General features: G+C 68.4%; 17 protein-coding genes. 13 read left to right on the top strand and 4 right to left on the bottom strand.

The window, feature by feature from the left end:
- Nucleotides 1–5 precede the first annotated feature (5 nt).
- Complete coding sequence (locus KXV01_RS13935) at nt 6–1208, top strand: DUF4785 domain-containing protein (protein ID WP_164284697.1); 1203 nt, start codon at nt 6–8, stop codon at nt 1206–1208.
- A gap of 130 nt (nt 1209–1338) precedes the next feature.
- On the opposite strand, the gene KXV01_RS13930 is transcribed toward KXV01_RS13935, so the two are convergent.
- Nucleotides 1339–2160 (bottom strand): ATP-binding cassette domain-containing protein, encoded by an 822-nt coding sequence (locus KXV01_RS13930; protein WP_049416214.1) that lies wholly within the window; start codon nt 2158–2160, stop codon nt 1339–1341.
- 151 nt (nt 2161–2311) lie between these two features.
- Here KXV01_RS13930 and KXV01_RS13925 point away from each other — a divergent pair, with 151 nt between their 5' ends.
- From KXV01_RS13925 to KXV01_RS13905, 5 genes are all read left to right on the top strand, one after another.
- Nucleotides 2312–3514: a fatty acid desaturase gene (locus tag KXV01_RS13925; RefSeq protein ID WP_164284694.1), complete on the top strand. Its 1203-nt coding sequence runs from the start codon at nt 2312–2314 to the stop codon at nt 3512–3514.
- Nucleotides 3511–3843, top strand: a complete 333-nt coding sequence (locus tag KXV01_RS13920; RefSeq protein ID WP_263467872.1) for a hypothetical protein — start codon at nt 3511–3513, stop codon at nt 3841–3843. The genes KXV01_RS13925 and KXV01_RS13920 overlap by 4 nt, the downstream gene beginning before the upstream one ends.
- 69 nt (nt 3844–3912) lie before the next feature.
- Nucleotides 3913–4563: a hypothetical protein gene (locus tag KXV01_RS13915; RefSeq protein WP_181453013.1), complete on the top strand. Its 651-nt coding sequence runs from the start codon at nt 3913–3915 to the stop codon at nt 4561–4563.
- 53 nt (nt 4564–4616) lie between these two features.
- On the top strand, nt 4617–5429 hold the full coding sequence (gene mutM, locus KXV01_RS13910; RefSeq protein ID WP_005421105.1) for a bifunctional DNA-formamidopyrimidine glycosylase/DNA-(apurinic or apyrimidinic site) lyase: 813 nt from the start codon (nt 4617–4619) through the stop codon (nt 5427–5429).
- Nucleotides 5430–5534: 105 nt separating this feature from the next.
- On the top strand, nt 5535–7139 hold the full coding sequence (locus KXV01_RS13905; RefSeq protein WP_069138171.1) for a glucan biosynthesis protein D: 1605 nt from the start codon (nt 5535–5537) through the stop codon (nt 7137–7139).
- Between the two features lie 524 nt (nt 7140–7663).
- Here the strand turns inward: KXV01_RS13905 and KXV01_RS13900 are convergent.
- Entirely contained in the window at nt 7664–8284 is a 621-nt protein-coding gene (locus tag KXV01_RS13900; protein ID WP_100479099.1) for a thymidine kinase, read from the bottom strand.
- Nucleotides 8285–8409: 125 nt separating this feature from the next.
- Nucleotides 8410–9081 (bottom strand): SEL1-like repeat protein, encoded by a 672-nt coding sequence (locus tag KXV01_RS13895; protein ID WP_099486979.1) that lies wholly within the window; start codon nt 9079–9081, stop codon nt 8410–8412.
- Between the two features lie 99 nt (nt 9082–9180).
- Between KXV01_RS13895 and KXV01_RS13890 the strand changes: the two genes are divergently transcribed.
- The gene (locus KXV01_RS13890; RefSeq protein WP_049438979.1) at nt 9181–11157 is read left to right on the top strand and encodes a UvrD-helicase domain-containing protein; all 1977 of its coding nucleotides are present in this window, start codon (nt 9181–9183) and stop codon (nt 11155–11157) included.
- A gap of 339 nt (nt 11158–11496) precedes the next feature.
- Entirely contained in the window at nt 11497–12024 is a 528-nt protein-coding gene (locus KXV01_RS13885) for a GNAT family N-acetyltransferase (protein ID WP_099487458.1), read from the top strand.
- A gap of 72 nt (nt 12025–12096) precedes the next feature.
- Here the strand turns inward: KXV01_RS13885 and KXV01_RS13880 are convergent, their stop codons facing one another.
- Nucleotides 12097–12750, bottom strand: a complete 654-nt coding sequence (locus KXV01_RS13880; RefSeq protein ID WP_049416063.1) for a DUF480 domain-containing protein — start codon at nt 12748–12750, stop codon at nt 12097–12099.
- 101 nt (nt 12751–12851) lie between these two features.
- Between KXV01_RS13880 and KXV01_RS13875 the strand changes: the two genes are divergently transcribed.
- From KXV01_RS13875 to plsB, 5 genes are all read left to right on the top strand, one after another.
- A complete protein-coding gene (locus KXV01_RS13875; protein ID WP_049416065.1) occupies nt 12852–13775 on the top strand; it encodes a 5'-nucleotidase, lipoprotein e(P4) family in 924 nt (307 codons plus the stop codon).
- On the top strand, nt 13772–14497 hold the full coding sequence (gene pyrF / locus KXV01_RS13870) for an orotidine-5'-phosphate decarboxylase (protein ID WP_049416068.1): 726 nt from the start codon (nt 13772–13774) through the stop codon (nt 14495–14497). The genes KXV01_RS13875 and pyrF overlap by 4 nt, the downstream gene beginning before the upstream one ends.
- A 218-nt stretch (nt 14498–14715) precedes the next feature.
- On the top strand, nt 14716–15537 hold the full coding sequence (locus KXV01_RS13865; protein WP_049416072.1) for a serine protease: 822 nt from the start codon (nt 14716–14718) through the stop codon (nt 15535–15537).
- A gap of 269 nt (nt 15538–15806) precedes the next feature.
- Nucleotides 15807–16760, top strand: a complete 954-nt coding sequence (locus KXV01_RS13860) for a hypothetical protein (RefSeq protein ID WP_049438737.1) — start codon at nt 15807–15809, stop codon at nt 16758–16760.
- Nucleotides 16760–19396, top strand: coding sequence for a glycerol-3-phosphate 1-O-acyltransferase PlsB (gene plsB, locus KXV01_RS13855; RefSeq protein WP_049416076.1), 2637 nt, complete (start codon nt 16760–16762; stop codon nt 19394–19396). Before KXV01_RS13860 ends, plsB begins: the two co-directional genes overlap by 1 nt.
- Nucleotides 19397–19407 lie beyond the last annotated feature (11 nt).

Raw genomic sequence — 19407 nt, 5'->3', positions numbered from 1 at the left:
TGACCATGACGATCCATTCCACCCTGCTGGCCAGCGCCGTGCTGGCAGTGCTGTCCCTTTCCGCCGCGCAGGCCGCGCAGCCTCTGCAAGCTGCCCGCGCGGGCGACCAGGTGCCCGCTGCGCTGGTTGCCGCGCCGTTGCCGGCCGATGACAGCGAACGCGCACCGCTGTCCTTCGCCTGGGCCTTGGACCCGGCGCAATCGCTGCAGGCGGCTACGCCGTATGCCTCGGTCAGCCGCAGCTACTGGCAGCAGGTCGATGGCACCCAACTGCAGCGCGGCCTGGACCTGCCGCTGACGGCGGCCGATGCGGTGATCCAGCTGAGCCCGGTCGCAGGTGCCCGCGTGCTGCCGGCCAGCGCCCTGCAGGTGCGTGACCCGGCCGGCCGCAGCAGCGTGGCGCGCAGTGTCGATGCGCGCGCCCTGCAGGATGCCGGCATGCCGGTGAGTGATGGCAGCAGCATGCTGCGCACCGGCGCGACCAGTGCGGCCGGTGCGTACACGCTGCAGAGCGCGCAGGCGCAGGGCCGCTATGTGGTGCAGGTGCTGGAGCCGAACAGCCCGCTGCGGTTGGAAGTGCAGGCCAACCAGGCGCAGGTGCTGGCCGGTGGCAACGTGCAGCTGCAGGCACGCCTGCTGGAAGACGGCGCCACCACCGCGCAGCTGGCATCGCGTCGTGGCGGCCTGGGTGGTGAAGCCCTGCTGGTCGCACCGGATGGCCGCAGTTGGCCGCAGCGCCTGCTGCGCACCACCGATGGCAGCCTGCGCGCGCAGGTGCGGATCCCGACCGACGTCGGCACCGTGCAGGGGCTGTGGGAGCTGCAGGTGTTCGCCCAGGCCGATGGCGTGCTGCGCGATGGCAAGGTGGCCTTCGCGGTGGCACGGCCGACCGCGCGTTTCAGTGGCCAGGCAGCACCGGACCCGTCCAGCCGCCAGGTGGCGCTGCCGCTGCAGGTGGCTGCGGCAGGCCGCTACGAGGCACGCGGCACGCTGTATGCCACGGCCCGCGATGGCCGGATGAAGCCGGTCGCGCAGGCACATGCAGCAGCGTGGTTCGACGGCCCAGGCGCCGGCCAGCTGGTGCTGCCGTTCGACCAGGCTGCGTTGCCGGCCGGTTTCGGCGCACCGTACGAGCTGCGCGACCTGCAGCTGCAGGACCAGAGCCGGATGGCACCGATCGAGTCGCGCGCGCTGGCGTTGCGGTTCTGAGCACGGCGGTGGCGGGCCGGGATATCCGGCCCGCTGCATTGCATCCTGTAGAGCCGAGCCGATGCTCGGCTGCTGTTTGTCGTGATCACGAGCAGCCGAGCATCGGCTCGGCTCTACAACGGCATGCCGATCACCCCGCGTATGCGGTCAGCCTGCCTTCCTGCTCGCACACGGTGATCGCGCCGCCGAACACCGCCGACAGCGGTTCGTTGCGCAGCAGCTCGGCGCGGGTACCGTCAGCCAGCACACGGCCGTCGCGCAGCAGCACCACGCGCTCGATCTCGGGAATGATCTCTTCGATGTGGTGGGTCACCAGCACCAAGGTGATGCCCTGCTGCGCCAGCACCCGCATCGTCGCCACCAGCTGCTCGCGGGCGACCAGGTCCAGCCCGGTGGAGGGTTCGTCCAGCAGCAGTGCCTGTGGCCGGTTGACCAGCGCGCGGGCGATCAGCACGCGGCGGGTCTCGCCAGCGGACAACTCGGCGTAGGCGCGGTCGCGCAGGGACAGGGCGCCGGTCATCGCCAGTGTCTCGCCCACGCGTGCGCGCATGTCGGCGGTCACTTCGCGGAAGGCCGGCACCACGTAGCTGGCGAAGAAGCCGGACAGCACGGCCTGTTCCACGGTCAGGCCCGGCATGTCGGCCAGATTGCTGCTGAGATCGCCGGTGACGATGCCCAGCTGCGATCGCAGCCGGTCCACCTGCCAGCGGTTCTGCCCCAGCACCCTTACCGCCACGGAGCCGTCGACCTGCGCCAGCGGGTACAGCTCGCGGGTGATCAGCTTGATGAAGGTCGACTTGCCGCAGCCGTTGGGGCCGAGCAGGGCGGTGTGCTGGCCCTGTGCGATGCGCAGGCTGAGCCCGTGCAGCACCTTCACCTGGCCGCGCACCACGGTGGCACGGTCCAGTTCGATCAACGGGGGCTGCTCCGCGACGGGCGGGGCGGCGGTCATGGCGCTGGTGCGTGGATCAAGGCTCGACAACTCAGGTCCCCAACTGTGAACGGTGCCACGGATGGCGATGCGATACATCGCCGCAGGGATGCAGTTTGCAACGCAAGCGCCCATCATGTCTGCCATCCCCGCGTCGATCCGGAGAGCTGCCATGTCTGATGCCCTGATGTCCCTGTTGACCGGTGGTGTGCTCGGCCTGGGAGGGTGGAGCATGCTGGCGGTGTTGCTGGCCTTCACCCAGATCACCATCTTCTCGGTAACCCTGTACCTGCACCGCAGCCAGGCCCATCGCGGGGTCGATTTCCACCCGGCGCTGGCCCACCTGTTCCGCTTCTGGCTGTGGCTGACCACGTCGATGATCACCCGCGAGTGGGTGGCCATCCATCGCAAGCACCACGCCAAGGTGGAGACTGAGGACGATCCGCACAGCCCGGTCACCCGCGGCATCGGCAAGGTGTTCTGGCATGGCGTGGAGCTGTACCGCGAAGCGCGCGGCATGCGCGCGGACATCGAGCAGTACGGGCGCGGCACGCCGGACGACGCGATCGAGCGCCATCTGTATACCCCGCACGCCACGCTGGGGCCGGTATTGCTGCTGGCGATCAACAGCGTGCTGTTCGGCCTGCCCGGCGTGGCCCTGTGGGCGATCCAGATGGCGTGGATCCCGTTCTGGGCGGCGGGCGTGGTCAATGGCCTGGGCCACTGGTGGGGGTACCGCAACTACGAGTCGGCCGATACCTCCACCAATCTTACGCCTTGGGGGTTCTGGATCGGTGGCGAGGAGCTGCACAACAACCACCATGCGTTCCCCAGTTCGGCGCGCTTCGCGATGCGGCGCTGGGAGTTCGACATCGGCTGGAGTGCGATCCGCCTGCTGCAGGCGCTGCGACTGGCCAGGGTGCTGCGGGTGGCACCGGCCATGGACGTGCGCCCGAACATCGCCGTGCCCGATGCCGAAACGCTGAAGGCACTGCTGTCGCATCGCTTCCAGGCGATGACCGATTACCAGCGCAACGTGTTCATGCCGGCCCTGCGCGAGGAGGCCGCGCAGGCCGGGGCCAAGCTGCGCCGGCTGCTGCCACGCCGGTTGCGCCGTGGCCTGGTCAACGATGGCCGCTGGCTGAAGCCGGACAGCCGCGCCCAGCTCAGCGCATGGGTGGCACAGCGGCCGCGCATCCGCACCCTGGTCGAGTACCGCGGGCGATTGGCTGCGCTGCTGGAAGCCCGTGGCCACGATGCCGCCGAGCGCCTGCATCAGCTGCAGGCGTGGTGCCGCGAGGCCGAGGAAAGCGGTATCGCGGCGTTGCAGGCCTACGCCGCACGGTTGAAGGGCTACAGCCTGGTGGGCGCGTGAGGGCAGGGTACGGGCTTCTGCTGGCGGCGCTGCTGCCGGGTGCGGCGCTGGCTCAGGTCACCGACACCGCCAGCTATCTGCAGCGGATGGACAGCGATGGCGACGGCAAGGTCAGCGAGGCCGAGTACGTACAGTGGATGCTGTATGCCTTCGATCGCATGGACCGCAACGGTGATGGCGTGCTGAGCGCCGACGAGCTGCCCGGCGGCAAGGGCAGGACGATCAGTCGCGAGCAGCAGCGGCAGGTGATCGTGCAGCGCTTTCATAAGCAGGATGCCAATAGTGATGGTTTCCTGGACGCGCGCGAACTGGCGGCGCCTCCGCGCTGAGCGCATGCTGGCCTGCGTACCCGCTGCCGGGCGATCATCGCGGGCCCATGTTCCCCAAGGAGTTCCCCCATGGATGACCGGATCGACGAGGAACTGTTCGCCGAATGGCTTGAATTCTGCGCTGGCCGCAGCGAGCGCGAGGACTGGTATTTCTCCGGCCTGCTGCAGGGCGTGACCGACCCGGATACGCTGGCGGCGGTATTCGCAGGCTTCCCGCATGCCGATGCGCTGCAGTCGCGCGCGCTGGACGTGCTTGGCGCAGGGCGCTGGGACGGGCACCTGTACCTGCAGCCGGCCATCGCTGGCGACGTGCAGGCAGTGGCGGCCGCCGCGCGCACCTGGCTGGACGAACTGGCGAGGGTGGCAGGTATGGCGGGTGAGTCCGCGCTGCAGGCCACACTGCGCGACGTGCCGGTGATGGCAGCGCCCGCAGAGCAGCTGCAGGCCGCATGGCGCGAATCGGGTCCCAGCGCCTATCTGCACGACGTCGTCTGCGATGTGGTGCGCGAGGCCCGCACGCTGGATACCCCTCAGATGGCCGCACTGGACGAGGCGCTGTACCACATCGCTTCGGACCTCTACCTGGGCTGGTACATCGCCCAGCCGTTGTCCCCGGCTGCCGTCGATTTCGCGCCTTATCTGGCGTTCTGGCGCCTGGGCGGACGCGGCGCACTGGTCGAGGGCGCGTTCCTGGTGGAAGCGGCGGGTCTGGATTCATAGGGCGGCGCGGGGCCATGCCAGCGGCTTTGCACGGCCCCGCGTAGAATCGCCCCATGCCCGAACTGCCCGAAGTCGAAACCACCCGCCGCGGCCTGGCGCCGCACCTGCAGGGCCGCCGTGTGCATGGCGTGATCCTGCGCCGCGCCGATCTGCGCTGGCCGATTCCGCCGGAAGTGGCCGAGCTGCTGCCGGGGCAACGCATCGAGGACATCCGCCGGCGAGCCAAGTACCTGCTGCTGGATACCGCCATCGGCAGCGCCGTGCTGCACCTGGGCATGTCCGGCAGCCTGCGCGTGCTGCCCGGTGATACCCCGCTGCGGGCGCATGACCACGTCGACATCAGCCTGGACAACGGCCGCCTGCTGCGCTTCAACGACCCGCGCCGCTTCGGCAGCCTGCTCTGGCAGCCGGCTGGGGAGATCCACCCGCTGCTGCAGGGGCTGGGCCCGGAGCCACTGGACGACGCGTTCGACGGCGACTACCTGTTCGCCCGCAGCCGGGGCCGCAGCGCGCCGGTGAAGACCTTCCTGATGGACCAGGCGGTGGTGGTGGGCGTGGGCAACATCTACGCCGCCGAGAGCCTGTTCAAGGCCGGCATCAGCCCGTTGCGCGAGGCAGGAAAGATCTCGCGAGAACGCTACCAGCGGCTGGCCGACGCGGTGAAGGAGATCCTGGGCTACGCCATCACCCGTGGCGGCACCACCCTGCGCGATTTCATCAGCCCCGATGGCGCGCCGGGCTACTTCGAACAGGAGCTGCTGGTGTACGGCCGCGACGGGCTGCCCTGCCCGAACTGTGGCCGCGCGCTGAAGCACGCCACCATCGGCCAGCGCGCGAGTGTCTGGTGCAGCCACTGCCAGCGCTGAGCCGGCGGCCAGCGGCAGCTGAACGGGCAGGGCGCGTCTCCGCTGCCCGTTAACGTTTGTCTGCCTATGATGGCCGACCTTCCTCCCTGTGCCTGACGCGCCTGCATGCAACGACGCGACTTCATCCGCAATGCCTCCCTCGCCCTGGCTGCATTCGGCCTGCCGTCCCTGCCCGCGTGCGCGGCCAGCCGGAGCGGCCAGATGGGCCTGCGCCGCCTCGGCCAGCCGCAACCGTTCGACTTCGCCACCCTGAAGGGCCAGGCGCGCGCGCTGGCACAGGCGCCCTACAAGAGCCACAAGCGGGTGCTGCCGGGCCGTCTGGAAGGACTGGACTGGGACCAGTACCAGTCGATCGGCTACCGCCAGGACCATGCGCTGTGGGCCGACCAGCCGGGCAAGTTCCAGGCCAAGTTCTTCCACCTGGGCCTGTACTTCCATTCGCCGGTGCGCATGTTCGACGTGGTCGACGGCAAGGCGCAGGAACTGGCGTATGACGGCGCGGCGTTCAACTACGGCAAGAGCGGCATCAAGGATGGCGAGCTGCCGGCCGACCTCGGCTTCGCCGGCTTCCGCCTGAACACCCGCAAGGATACCGACCGCGACTTCGCCGCCTTCCTGGGCGCCAGCTACTTCCGCGCCGTCGGCAAGGAAGGCCAGTACGGCCAGTCCGCGCGTGGCCTGGCGATCGACACCGGCATGGGCAAGCCGGAGGAATTCCCGGATTTCATCGCCTACTATCTGGAACAGCCGTCGGCTGATTCGGACACGATCGTGGTCTATGGCCTGCTGGATTCGCCCAGCGTGGCCGGTGCCTATCGCTTCGCGATCACCAACGGTGACGTGCTGCTGATGGACATCGACAGCGCGCTGTACCCGCGCAAGGCGATCGAGCGATTGGGCATCGCCCCGTGCACCAGCATGTACCAGGTGGGCGAGAACGACCGCCGCATGGGCTGGGACTGGCGCCCGGAGATCCACGATACCGATGGCCTGTCGCTGTGGACCGGTGCCGGCGAATGGATCTGGCGCCCGCTGCTGAACCCGCGCAACCTGCGCTTCAACATGTTCGTGGACCGCAACCCGCGCGGCTTCGGCCTGCTGCAGCGCGACCGCAACTTCGACCATTACCAGGACGACGGCGTGTTCTACGAGAAGCGCCCGTGCCTGTGGGTGGAGCCGAAGGGCGAATGGGGCGAGGGCTCGGTGCAGCTGGTGGAGATTCCCACCGTGGACGAGACCTTCGACAACATCGTGGCGTTCTGGAACCCGAAGGAAAAGCCGCAGCCGGGCCAGGAGCTGCTGGTCGGCTACCGCCTGTACTGGGGCGCCGAACCGCCGGCGCGCCCGCCGCTGGCGCACTGCGTGGCCAGCCGCACCGGCCTGGGCGGCGTGGTCGGCAAGAAGCGTGAGTACTTCAGCTGGCGCTTCGCGGTGGACTTCGAAGGTGGCGAACTGGCCAGGCTGATCGACAAGGCCGAGGTCGAAGCGGTGGTGGAAGCCAGCCGTGGCCGGGTCGAGATCGTGTCGGCGCGCCCGCTGCGCGAGATCAACGGCTACCGCGCGATGTTCGACCTGGTGCCGCCGGAAGGCAGTACCGAGCAGATCGACATCCGCCTGTTCCTGCGCAGTGGTGGCAAGACCCTCACCGAGACCTGGCTGTACCAGTACACCCCGCCGCCGGCCGGAGCGCCGGAGCGCACGCTGTACTAAGAGGGGGGGCAGGGCTTGCAGCCCTGCACCTGCTGACGTCAACGTCAACGTCAAAAGCGGGCATTCCGTGGGATGGCGGGGTGGGTCCGGTTGAGGGGGGGCGGCGTAAATACGTCCATGTAGCCTCGGTCGCGCCATCCATGGCGCTCACGCCCCCTCAACCGGACCCACCCCGCCTTCGACAGATCTCCGTGATCTGTGGGAATTGCTCTTGGGGTCAGATCCGTTTCCCGAAGGAAAACGGATCTGACCCCGGAATTTCATTCGATATCTGACAGATGTGTCGACCAAGGTCGACACCTACCAACAGCTGCGCAAATCTGTCAGAGGCGGGCGGTGCCGGAGTGCGGGGTGTCAGCCGCATGGATGCGGCTGCCAAGCTTACAGGGACGTACTTGCAGCGTCCCCGCACTCCGACACCGCCCCGCCATCACACGCAATGCCAGCTCTTGCTGTTGCTGTTGCCGGCCAGCGGCCGGCACCACCGCGGGTGCGGGGCTGCAAGCCCTGCAAAAGAACACCGCTTACAGCGGCAGCGGCGCCTGCATCGGCTCGATCCGGCCTTCGCCGCGGGTGATCTTCTTGAACTCCGCGCGGCTGACCGATACGTAGCGGTCGTTGCCACCGATCTCCACCTGCGGGCCGTCCTGCACGGCGTGGCCATGCTCGTCCACGCGCACGGTCATCGTCGCCTTCTTGCCGCTGTGGCAGATGGTCTTGATCTCCTGCATCTCGTCGGCCCAGGCCAGCAGGTACTGGCTGCCTTCGAACAGCTCGCCGCGGAAGTCGGTGCGCAGGCCGTAGCACAGCACCGGAATGCGCAGCTGGTCGACCACCTCGCTGAGCTGCCAGACCTGGGCGCGGGTCAGGAACTGTGCCTCGTCCACCAGCACGCAGCCCATCGGGCCGTTGGCTGCCAGATCCTGCTCCACCCAGCGCTGCAGGTCGGTATCGCGGTCGAAGGCCATGCCGTCAGCGCGCAGGCCGATCCGCGAGGCGACCACGCCGGCGCCGGCACGATCGTCCAGGCGTGGGGTCAGGATCGCCACCCGCATGCCGCGCTCGCGGTAGTTGTGCGCGCTCTGCAGCAGGGTGGTGGTCTTGCCGGCGTTCATCGCCGAGTAGTAGAAGTAGAGCTTGGCCATCGGCCAATTCTAGTCGCCACCCGGCCCGCCGTCGCGGATCGGCCGTGGCCGGGCGATCACGTGCCGGCTGTCGCGTACCCCGATGCCATGCAGCGCCGAGGCAACGATGGCCTGGCAGGCGTGGCTCATCGCCCCGATCTGGCCAGCGCCTCGTCCTGCCATTGCCGGTAGGCCACCGGGTTCCAGTAGCGGGCCAACTGGTGCTTTTCCGGTTGCAGCACACGGACCCCCGCATCGCCACGGCCCTGGCTGCGCATGGCGCCGTTCCAGCCGGCGCGGCTGCCGGTCTGCTGCATGCTGCCGGCCCGCAGTTCACGTTCCAGCCGCGGCGTCGCCGCCGGGTCGCCGAACTCGGCATACAGCGCGCGGCCCTCGCGCACCGCGCGCTCGCGCTCGTCGGCGGACAGCGCCTCCCAGAAGCGTTCGCGCTGTACCACCAGCCACTCGGTGCCGCGCTCGGCCGCCAGGTCCATCCATGCATAGCCCAGGGCGCGGTCGACCGGACCGCCTTGCCCGTTCCAGAGCATGTCGGCCAGCGCTGCCTGTGACAGCTTGTCGCCGTAGCGCGCGGCATTGCGGAAGTCGTTGCGGGCTTCTTCGTGGCGGCCCCGCTCGCGGGCCTGCATGCCGAGCCCACGGAAGCGCAGGTCCGGATGGTAGACAAGAAACTCGTGCGACTGCAGCACGATCGCTTCATAGGCGTCGGCAGGCGGTGCCGGGCTGGACCCGGCCGCAGGCACGGCCAGCAGGCCCAGCAGGGTGGCCACCAACGGGCGGGCGATGATGTTCAAGGACATGGACCACGCTCCTGTGTTCCGGTGTCGACTCAATACCTTACGGCCAGGCGTCATGCAAGTCAGGTCGGCCCGCCGGCACCCCGCTACAATCCTGTCCTCATGCACGGTCTCAATCCCCCCCAAGCCGCCGCCGTCCTGCACATCGAAGGTCCGCTGCTGGTGCTCGCCGGCGCGGGCAGCGGCAAGACGCGCGTGATCGTGGAAAAGATCGCCCACCTGATCAGCTGTGGCCGCTACCCGGCACGCCGCATCGCGGCGATCACCTTCACCAACAAGTCGGCCAAGGAAATGCGCGAGCGTGTGGCCAAGCGCCTGCGCGAGCAGGATGCCGACGAGGTGACGATCTGCACCTTCCATGCGCTGGGCCTGAAGTTCCTGCAGATCGAGCACGCGGCGGTGGGCCTGAAGCGTGGATTCTCGATCTTCGACGCCGACGATGCCGCTGCGCAGATCAAGGACCTGATGCACGGGGCCAAGCCCGACGACATCGAGGACATGAAGAACCTGGTGTCGCGCGCGAAGAACGCCGGCCTGTCGCCCGAACAGGCGATGGCCGCCGCACGCAGCAACCGCGAGAAGGAAGCGGCCAGCGTCTACGAGCGATACCAGCTGAGGCTGACCGCGTTCAATGCGGTCGACTTCGATGACCTGATCCGTCTGCCGGTGCAGATCCTGGAAGAGAATCCGGACATCGCCCTGGCCTGGCGCGAGCGCATCGGCTACCTGCTGGTGGACGAATGCCAGGACACCAACGACGCGCAGTACCGCCTGCTCAAGCAGCTGGCCGGCGAGAAGGGCAACTTCACCTGCGTCGGCGACGATGACCAGTCGATCTACGCCTGGCGTGGCGCCAATCCCGAAAACCTGCAGCAGATGGGGCGCGATTACCCCACGCTGGAAATCATCAAGCTGGAGCAGAACTACCGCTGCTCCAACCGCGTGCTGCGCGCAGCCAATGCGCTGATCGCCAACAACCCGCACGAGCACCTGAAGAAGCTGTGGAGCGACCAGGCCGACGGCGAGCGCATCCGGGTGTGGGAATGCCGCAACAGCGAACACGAAGCGGAAAAGGTCGCCGCCGAAATCGCCTTCGTGGCGCAGTCGCGCAACGTGCCGTGGAGTGACTTCTGCATCCTGTTCCGCGGCAACTTCCAGTCGCGGCCGCTGGAGAAGGCGATGCAGCTGCTGCGCATTCCCTACCACCTGACCGGCGGCACCATGTTCCTGGAACGCCAGGAAGTGAAGGACACGCTGGCCTGGCTGCGCCTGCTGGTGAACCCGGACGACGACACCGCGTTCATGCGGGCGGTGCAGTCGCCCAAGCGCGATGTGGGTGCCGGTACGCTGGCCAGGCTGGCCGAGCTGGCGCAGGAAAAGGACATGCCGATGGCGCATGTGGCCGAGACCATCGGCGCCCTGCAGCAGCTGCCACCGCGCGCGGCCAACAGCCTGGCGCGGTTCACCGACATCCTGCGCGACCTGCGCGCGCAGATGCGCCAGGTGACGTCCGGCGACATGATCCGCAAGGTGGCCAAGGAATCGGGGTTGCTGAGCGAGCTGCGCCAGCAGGCCAAGGAAGAGGCCAGCTACCAGCGCCGGGCGAACAACATCGAGGAACTGGCGCAGTGGTTCGAGGGCGGCCCGCGCGGTGCCACCGCCGCCGACCTGGCCGGCCAGCTGGCGCTGCTCTCGCGCAGCGACAAGGACGAGGGCGGCAACCAGGTACGCATGATGACCCTGCACGCCTCCAAGGGCCTGGAATTCCCGTACGTGTTCATCGTTGGCTGCGAGGACGGCGTGTTGCCGCACCAGGTCAGCCTGGATGAGGGCAACCTGCAGGAAGAGCGGCGCCTGCTGTACGTGGGCATCACCCGCGCCAAGATCCAGCTGTGGATGAGTTACAGCAAGCTCACGCGCAAGTTCGGCGAGCATGTGCGGCTGAAGCCGAGCCGGTTCTTCGATGAGATCCCGGCCGAGGAGATCCAGCGCGACGGTGCTGATCCGGTGGCCGATGCGGCGCGGAAGAAGGAGCGCGCGACGGCGGGGTTGGCGGCGATCGAGGCGTTGTTCGACTGATCGGCGAACGGCGCAGCCCCTCGTGGTTGGCGCCGTTCGCAATGCATTCGTGGGGGGCCTGGCGGGTGGGCCGGTAGGGACACGCCGTAAACCCATCCATGGGGGCTCGGCCGCGGCTTGCTCGTGTGCGCTGTCCTGCGCACACGGCAAGACCGGGGTTGGGCGTCCTGCCCAACCCGCCCGAGGCATGCCTCGGGCCCATGCCGCGGACGGTCCCGTCCAGCCCACCCGCCCGGCCCCTGACAGTTTCCGTGCGCGCCAGCCACGGAAAGAAAAAAGAAAATCAAAAGCAGCAGCCGGGGTTGAGGCAGAATCGGGGTTTCGGCTGGAGGTCTGCCTGTGCAACCGATCGAGAGTGAACGTCTGCGCCTGCGTGCGATCGAGCCTGATCGCGATGCGGCGCCGATGCTGGCGCTGTTGAATGATCCGGGCTTCTTGCGCTTCATCGGCGACCGCAACGTGCGCAGCGAGGCGCAGGCGCGGGAGTACATCGCGCTGCGCGTGCTGCACAGCTATGCCTTGAACGGCTTCGGCATGTATGCCATCGAGCGGCTGTCCGATGGTGCCTGGGTGGGCAATGCCGGGCTGGTGCGGCGTGACGGCCTGCCGGGGCCGGATATCGGCTATGCGGTGCTTTCGCAGTTCGCCGGGCAGGGCTATGCCGGTGAGGCAGCGCGGGCGGTGTTCGCGCATGCACGCGGAGCGCTGGGCCTGCACGATCTGTATGGCATCACCGACCTGGACAACGTGGTGTCCGGGAAGATCCTGCTGGGCCTGGGCATGCAGGAGCGCGGGGTGATCCAGTTGCCGGGCATCGAAAGCGCCAGCCGCCTGTATGCCACGCCGGGGGCGGCGCAGGTCGGGTAGTGCCGGCCGCTGGCCGGCATCCAGGCATCACCGGGTTGCCGGCCAGCGGCCGGCGCTACCGGATGTGGACGTTCAACCGCGCAGTTCGGCCAGTTGTGCCTGCAGCTCGGCCACGGCCGCTTCCAGCTGGGCCACGCGCTCGGCCAGGCCCGGATCGGCCGCATCGCCGCTGCCACCGCCACTGCTGGCGTACTTTGCTGCCAACGCCGCGCCGTCCACTTCACCGCACAGCAGGTGCATGTAGCGGTCTTCGCGCTGGCCGCTGGCGCGCGGCAGCACCACCAGCAGCGCGCGCTGCTGCAGGCGCTCGACGGCGTGGCGGGCTTCGTCGATATCCGCAAACCGGTACAGACGCTCGCTGCGCGACACCAGCTCGCCCAGGGTCTGTGGGCCGCGCAGCAACAGCAGTGCCAGCAGCACGGTCTGCTGCCGGGTCAGGTCCAGCGCGGCCTGCAGGCGGTGCTCGTAGCGGTCGGCGCGCGAGGAGAAGTGCTGGCGGGCCAGGCCCAGTGCTTCCAGCTGGCGCAGCGCATGCTGCACGCTGCCGGCGTCCACGTTCATCACCGGCTCGCGGGCGGTCTTCTGGTTGGCTGCCGATTGGGCGGCATTGACGGTCAACGGGTAGGTGTCCGGGGTGGTCGCCTCCTTTTCCACCAGGCAGCCCAGCAGGCGGGCCTGCACGGCGTCGAGCAGCGGGACGTCGGGGGTCTGGACGGAATCGGTCATGGCGGCCTCCGGAAGGGCAACGGGTCAACCGCCAAGCATAGCCGTCCCGGGGCCGCCTTTGCCGGTAAAATGCGCCGGTATATCTGATTGCCGGTGAATCCATGCGTCGTCCCGTTTCCCTGTCCCTGACCCTGCTCGCTACCGCGGCGCTGGGCCTGTCCGCCTGCAAGCGCGTGGAGGCGCCTGCCGCCGAAGCCGCTGCCCCGCAGGCGCCCGCTGCCGCTGCCAAGGCCGATGGCGCGCTTGATGCGACCGCCAACGACAATCTCAATGCGGTGCTGTGGATGCAGCGCGCGCAGGAGTACAAGGCCATCACCGAGCAGACCTATCGTGCCGCCGCCGACCACCTGGATGCCGCGCTGAAGGAGGCCCACTGGGACGCACTGGTGCCGGAAGAACGCGGCAACGAGGCCAAGGGCCTGAAGCCGGCCGTGGTGCTGGACGTGGACGAGACCGTGCTGGACAACTCGCCCTACCAGGCGCGCCTGGTGCGCGACGGCAAGGAATACGACGAGCTGAGCTGGGACCAGTGGGTGGCCGAAAAGAAGGCCAAGGCGATCCCGGGCGTGGTTGATTTCGCCAAGGCGGCCAACGCCAAGGGCGTGACCCTGCTGTACATCTCCAACCGCGCCGTGCACCTGAAGGACGCGACCCTGGCCAACCTGCGCGAGCAGGGCCTGCCGGTGGCCGATGACAGCGTGTTCCTGGGCCTGGGCACCGTGGTCGAGGGTTGCGAGCAGGCCGGCAGCGAGAAGAACTGCCGCCGCCGCCTGGCCGGGCAGAAGTACCGCGTGCTGATGCAGTTCGGCGACCAGTTGGGTGACTTCGTGGAAGTGACCGCCAACACCAACGAAGGCCGTGACGCACTGCTGCAGCAGTACCACGACTGGTTCGGCGAGCGCTGGTGGATGCTGCCGAACCCGACCTACGGCGGCTTCGAGCCGGCGCAGTTCAACAACGATTACAGCCAGTCGCGCCAGGCCCGCCACGACGCCAAGCGCGCCGCCCTGGACTACGCACCATGAGCCGCGCACCGCTGCCGCTGCGCGATGACGAGCGCCTGATCTTCGCGCTGGACGTGCCTGACCGCGCGCAGGCGCTGGAGTGGGTCGACCGCCTTGGCGACAGCGTGGCCTTCTACAAGATCGGCATGGAACTGCTCGCCTCCGGCGAGTACTTCCAGGTGCTTGATGAGCTGGCCCGCCGCGACAAGCGCGTGTTCGTCGACCTGAAGTTCTTCGACATTCCGGCCACCGCTGCGGCGGTGATCAAGCGCCTGTCGCAGTGGCCGGTCAGCTACGCCACCATCCATGGCTGGCACCCGGCCATGATGGAGGCGTGCGCGGCCGCCAACAGCGGCGACATGCGCCTGCTGGCAGTGACCGTGCTGACCTCGATGGGTCGCCCCGACCTCGCACGGATGGGCATCGACCGCGAACCGGTGGACGTGGTGGTCGAGCGCGCGCTGGCCGCCCAGGCCGCCGGCATCGATGGCGTGATCGCTTCGGGCCAGGAAGCCGGCCCGATCCGCGCTGCCACCGGCAGCGGATTCTCCATCGTCTGTCCGGGCATCCGCCCCGGTGGCCCGGTCGGCGATGACCAGAAGCGTACCGTTGGCGTAGCGCAGGCCTTTGCCGATGGCGCCGATGCCATCGTGGTCGGTCGCCCGATCCGCCTGGCCGCCGATCCGCAGGCCGCAGCGCGGGCGATCCAGCAGGAAATCGCGTCGGCTCTGGCTGCACGCTGAGCCCACAGCCGACGCCGATCACGCTGGCACCACGAACGCCATCCCGATCCATGCGGGATGGCGTTCGCATTTGTGGGGCTGCATCTGTCGCACGCAGCGCCAGCCACGAGAACTGTGCGCAGGTTCGCGCTGCGGGCCTCTCCACTGCTCCCCAATCGATGCACCGGTACGGACCGCGGCCGCGCCGGTTCCAACCATCGACAGAGGAGTACAGGGAAATGTATCGCAGCACCTCTTTGTTCATCGGCCTGCTGTTGGCCGCGTCCGCCGTACCCGCCTTTGCTGCGCCACAGGTGCGCGATGCGCCGCGCGTGATCGGCGGCGAAGCGGCACTCGCCGGCGAGTACCCGTTCATGGTCAGCATCCAAGGCATTTTCGATGGCGATTCGGACCACGACCGCCACTTCTGCGGGGGCACCCTCATCTCACCCTCGTGGGTGCTGACGGCCGCGCACTGCGTGCAGGGCGAAGCGCCTGGTGGCATCGCCGTTGTCGGCAAGGTCACGACCCTGTCCACCGACGCCGCGCCACGACCGTCCAACGTCAAGGCGATCCACGTCCATCCGGCCTTCAACAGCGGCAATTCGCTCGAACACGACGTTGCCCTGGTCCAGCTGAGCGCGCCCCTGGATGGCGCACAGCCGGTGGCACTGCGGCTGCGGCCCGACGCCGGCTACCTCAAGCCGGGCCGCGAGTTCACCGTGATTGGCTGGGGCGACACCGACATCGGCGATGGCCGGATCTACCCCACCCAGCTGCAGACCGCGCAGGTGCCGTTCGTGTCCTTCAGTGACTGCCAGCAGGCCTACGGCGGTGAACTCGCACGCGGCAAGGTGATCTGCGCCGGCCGTGAAGGCGTGGACAGCTGCCAGGGCGATTCCGGTGGCCCGCTGCTGCTGCGCCTGCGCGAGGGCTGGACCCAGTTCGGCATCGTCAGCTGGGGCGAGGGGTGCGCGCTGGCCGGCTATCCCGGGGTTTATGCCCGAATCGCCGAAAAACATGCCGTAGATTTCATTGAGGCGGTTTGGCAACGGGACTGATCCATTAAAATCAAATAGATACAATGCATTACGTAAAGTGTTGCCTTAACTTGGGCGGCAGCGTAGGATCGCCGCCATCCGGTCCTTGACCGGACATGCGCCACAACACTGTCCTCCGGCCCCGTGCCGGCTTGAAGAGCCTGCGATCCCCGTGATCCGGGCTCTTTTTTTATCCCGGTGGCCCCCTTGGCTGGAAACCGTGACGTCCCGGCTTGCCGCTGTCACGTCGCAGGCCGCAAGATGCGGGCCGGTCCGGGGAGTCCGAGTGCATGAGCGTGGCGGTGCGAGGAAAGTCTGCGCGTGGATGGGGGCTGGCGGCCATGCTGCTGCTGGCCGTGGCGGGGTGCCGCGAGTCTGCCAACGATCCGGCCAGGCCGGCGGCCGAGCCGGTGGCTGCAGTACAGGCGATGGCGTTGCGCCTTGCCGAAGACGATCTGGTCGGCTACGCAAAGCTGTCGGTGCCGCCGGCCCAGTACCAGCGCCTGCAGCAGGCGTGGGTGGAAGGCCACAGCCAGTGGCCGCTGACCGAGCTGCCACTGGGCGACCAGCTGCTGCCGATGCTGGCCGCACTGCGCAAGCCCGGTGCCAGCGCCGAACTGCAGCGCAGCTTCGATCGCCAGCTGGCTGGCCAGGCCGGCGCCGTGCGCCAGGCCGCACAGTCGATGGGCAACTTCGGCGTGCAGTACCTGCGCCACCAGAAGGGCTACACGCCCAGCCAGCAGGCCCACTACATCGCCCTGGTCGAGACCCTGGCGGGGTGGGCGCAGGCTGCCCCCATCAGCGACCGCGCACGTGCCCGCAGCACCATCGCCGCGCTGGTCGGCGCCGCCAGCAAGGTCGGCTTCGATGATGAAGCCGGCCTGCAGGCGGCCGGCATGGAAGGCAGCCTGCAGCAGCTGGCGCCGTTCATCCACACCCTCAAGGCGGTGCTGGGCAGCTACGGACTCGGCGTGGACGACGCGCTGCGCAGCGTGCGCGGCGAACTGCTGTCGGTGCAGGGCGACAATGCGCTGGTGCGCCTGCACTACGACCTGGCCGGTCGCGAGATGACCCTGCAGCTGCCATTGAGCCGGCGCGAGGGCCACTGGTACCTGACCCGCACCCTGGCCGACACCGACGCGCTGCTGCGCAAGGCCGATGCGGCCCGCGCGGCGGCGTCGCCAGTACCGGCTGAAGCCCCCGCCGAGGGTGGGGAAGCGGCAACACCGCCGCCTAAGCCATAATGGCGCCGATGTCGAAACAGAACCCGCTGCCGTTCCCCGGCGAAGAATCCCAGTCGACGCCCGCCGATACGGTGTCGGCGTCCCCCTCGACCGGTACCGGCCCGAACCCGGTACCGCCGCCCGCGCACGCGCGTCCGGCCGGACGCCGTCCACTGTGGGCCCGCCTGCTCGGTCGCCTGGTCGAGCCGTGGCTGTCGCTGAAGATCGAACCGGAAGACCCGGGCCAGTACAACGATGGCCGCCCGGTCATGTACGTGCTGGAAGACTACGGCCTGTCCAACGCGCTGATCCTGGACAAGGCCTGCCGCCAGGCCGGCCTGCCGTCGCCGCTGGTGCCGCTGGCCGGTGATCCGACCGGCCGCAAGCGCGCCTACCTGGCGCTGTCGCGGCGCAGCTCCAGCAACTCGCTGATCCCCGAACAGCGCGGCGCCAAGACCCACTCCGATTCGCTGGCCAAGGTCCTGCAGGCGCACCGCGTGCGCGATGACCTGGACGTGCACCTGGTGCCGGTGTCGATCTTCGTCGGCCGCGCGCCGGACAAGCAGAGCGGCTGGTTCGCGGTGCTGTTCTCGGAAAACTGGGCGCTGGTGGGCCGCTTCCGCCGCCTGCTGGGGCTTCTGCTGAACGGGCGCAATACCATCGTGCGCTTCGCTCCGCCGATCTCGCTGCGCAGCACCGTCGACGAAGGCCTGGAACCGGAGCGCACGGTGCGCAAGCTGCAGCGCGTGCTGCGCACCCATTTCCGCCGCATCCGTGAATCGGTGATCGGCCCGGACCTGTCGACCCGGCGCCTGCTGGTGGACCAGGTGCTGGCCGCCGAGCCGGTCCGCGAAGCGATCGCCGCACAGGCCAAGCGCGACAACTCGAAGCCGGCCGATGCCTGGAAGAAGGCACACGCCTACGCCTGGGAAATCGCTGCGGACTATTCCAGCCCGGTCGTGCGCTCGGCCAGCTTCATGCTCAGCCACGTGTGGAACCGCATCTATGCGGGCGTGCTGGTACACCACCTGGACAAGTTCAAGGCCGCCGCGCCGGGCCACGAAGTGGTCTACGTGCCCAGCCACCGCAGCCACATGGACTACCTGCTGCTGTCCTACCTGCTGTACGACCGTGGCATCGTGCCGCCGCACATCGTGGCCGGCATCAACCTGAACCTGCCGGTGGTCGGCACCCTGCTGCGCAAGGGCGGTGCGTTCTTCATCCGCCGTTCGATCCGTGGCAATGCGCTGTACTCTGCGGTGCTCAGTGAGTACGTCGCGCAGCTGGTGGCCGGTGGCTACTCGCTGGAGTACTTCGTCGAAGGCGGCCGCTCGCGTACCGGGCGCCTGCTGCAGCCCAAGGGCGGCATGATCTCGATGACGCTGCGTGCATTCCTGCGCCAGCCGCGCAAGCCGGTACTGTTCCAGCCCATCTACATCGGCTACGAGAAGCTGATGGAGGGCGGCAGCTACCTGGACGAACTGTCCGGCCGGCCAAAGGAAAAGGAATCGATCTGGTCGCTGCTGTGGGGCATCCCCAAGGTGCTCAAGCAGAACTACGGCCAGGTGGTGGTGAACTTCGGCGAGCCGATCGCGCTGAACGACGTGCTGGCCGAGAAGGCGCCGGAGTGGAAGGGCGAGGCGGTGTCCGAGGACGAGAAGCCAGCCTGGCTGTCGACCACGGTGGATACGCTGGCCGAACGCATCCAGGTGCGCATCAATGGCGCCGCCGACGTCAACCCGATCAACCTGCTGGCGCTGGCGCTGCTGTCCACGCCGAAGCACGCGATGGGCGAGGCCGACCTGATCGCGCAGATCGAACTCTGCAAGACGCTGCTGGTCGAGATGCCGTACTCGGACCGGGTAACGGTGACCCCGCACTCGCCGGAGCGGATCATCGCCCATGCCGAGGAAATCAACGTCCTCACCCGCATCAAGCATCCGCTGGGCGATGTGCTCAGCGTCAGCGGCGACACCGCGGTGCTGCTGAGCTACTTCCGCAACAACGTGGTGCACCTGTTCACCGCCTCGTCGTGGGTGGCCTGCTGCTTCCAGAACAACCGCCGCATGAGCCGTACCGGCCTGGTCCAGCTGGGCCGCACGGTGTACCCGTTCCTGCAGGCCGAGCTGTTCCTGCCGTGGAGCGAGGACGAGTTCGCGCAGCGCATTGACCGCACCATCGACGTGTTCGTGCGCGAAGGCCTGCTGCAGAACGTCAACGATGACGACGGCGGCATCCTGGCGCGCAACACCGGGCAGACCGACGAGGTGTTCCGCCTGCGGGCGATCGGCCATTCGCTGCAGCAGGCGTTCGAGCGCTACTACATCGCCATCTCGGTGCTGGTGAAGAACGGCCCCGGCGTGCTCGGCGCGGCCGAGCTGGAAAGCCTGTGCCAGCAGGCCGCGCAGCGCCTGAGCCTGCTCTATGCGCCGGCCGCTCCCGAGTTCTTCGACAAGGCCCTGTTCCGTGGCTTCATCCAGAAGCTGCGCGAACTGCGCCTGGTGTGGCCGGACGAGAACAGCAAGCTGCTGTTCGACGAACGCCTGGATGCCTGGGCCAAGGACGCCAAGTTCATCCTGGGGCGCGAGCTGCGCCACACCATCGAGCGGGTCAGCCCGGAAGCAGCGCGCCCGGACGAGCCTGCGCCGCAGGATTGAAGGCAGCGCCG

Source organism: Stenotrophomonas sp. Ps181 (assembly GCF_025697425.1).
GTDB lineage: Bacteria > Pseudomonadota > Gammaproteobacteria > Xanthomonadales > Xanthomonadaceae > Stenotrophomonas > Stenotrophomonas sepilia.
Note: the sequence above shows the minus strand (reverse complement) of the source record. Positions and strands in the feature narration are given on the sequence as shown.

Excerpts from the sequence above, each read along its gene's own strand:
- KXV01_RS13895 (WP_099486979.1), bottom strand. The coding sequence starts at position 9,081 with ATGTCCTTGAACATCATCGCCCGCCCGTTGGTGGCCACCCTGCTGGGC.
- KXV01_RS13860 (WP_049438737.1), top strand. The coding sequence starts at position 15,807 with ATGAGCGTGGCGGTGCGAGGAAAGTCTGCGCGTGGATGGGGGCTGGCG.
- KXV01_RS13915 (WP_181453013.1), top strand. The coding sequence starts at position 3,913 with ATGGATGACCGGATCGACGAGGAACTGTTCGCCGAATGGCTTGAATTC.
- KXV01_RS13880 (WP_049416063.1), bottom strand. The coding sequence starts at position 12,750 with ATGACCGATTCCGTCCAGACCCCCGACGTCCCGCTGCTCGACGCCGTG.
- KXV01_RS13930 (WP_049416214.1), bottom strand. The coding sequence starts at position 2,160 with ATGACCGCCGCCCCGCCCGTCGCGGAGCAGCCCCCGTTGATCGAACTG.
- KXV01_RS13905 (WP_069138171.1), top strand. The coding sequence starts at position 5,535 with ATGCAACGACGCGACTTCATCCGCAATGCCTCCCTCGCCCTGGCTGCA.
- KXV01_RS13875 (WP_049416065.1), top strand. The coding sequence starts at position 12,852 with ATGCGTCGTCCCGTTTCCCTGTCCCTGACCCTGCTCGCTACCGCGGCG.
- KXV01_RS13890 (WP_049438979.1), top strand. The coding sequence starts at position 9,181 with ATGCACGGTCTCAATCCCCCCCAAGCCGCCGCCGTCCTGCACATCGAA.
- KXV01_RS13925 (WP_164284694.1), top strand. The coding sequence starts at position 2,312 with ATGTCTGATGCCCTGATGTCCCTGTTGACCGGTGGTGTGCTCGGCCTG.
- mutM (WP_005421105.1), top strand. The coding sequence starts at position 4,617 with ATGCCCGAACTGCCCGAAGTCGAAACCACCCGCCGCGGCCTGGCGCCG.
- KXV01_RS13865 (WP_049416072.1), top strand. The coding sequence starts at position 14,716 with ATGTATCGCAGCACCTCTTTGTTCATCGGCCTGCTGTTGGCCGCGTCC.
- plsB (WP_049416076.1), top strand. The coding sequence starts at position 16,760 with ATGGCGCCGATGTCGAAACAGAACCCGCTGCCGTTCCCCGGCGAAGAA.
- KXV01_RS13900 (WP_100479099.1), bottom strand. The coding sequence starts at position 8,284 with ATGGCCAAGCTCTACTTCTACTACTCGGCGATGAACGCCGGCAAGACC.
- pyrF (WP_049416068.1), top strand. The coding sequence starts at position 13,772 with ATGAGCCGCGCACCGCTGCCGCTGCGCGATGACGAGCGCCTGATCTTC.
- KXV01_RS13935 (WP_164284697.1), top strand. The coding sequence starts at position 6 with ATGACGATCCATTCCACCCTGCTGGCCAGCGCCGTGCTGGCAGTGCTG.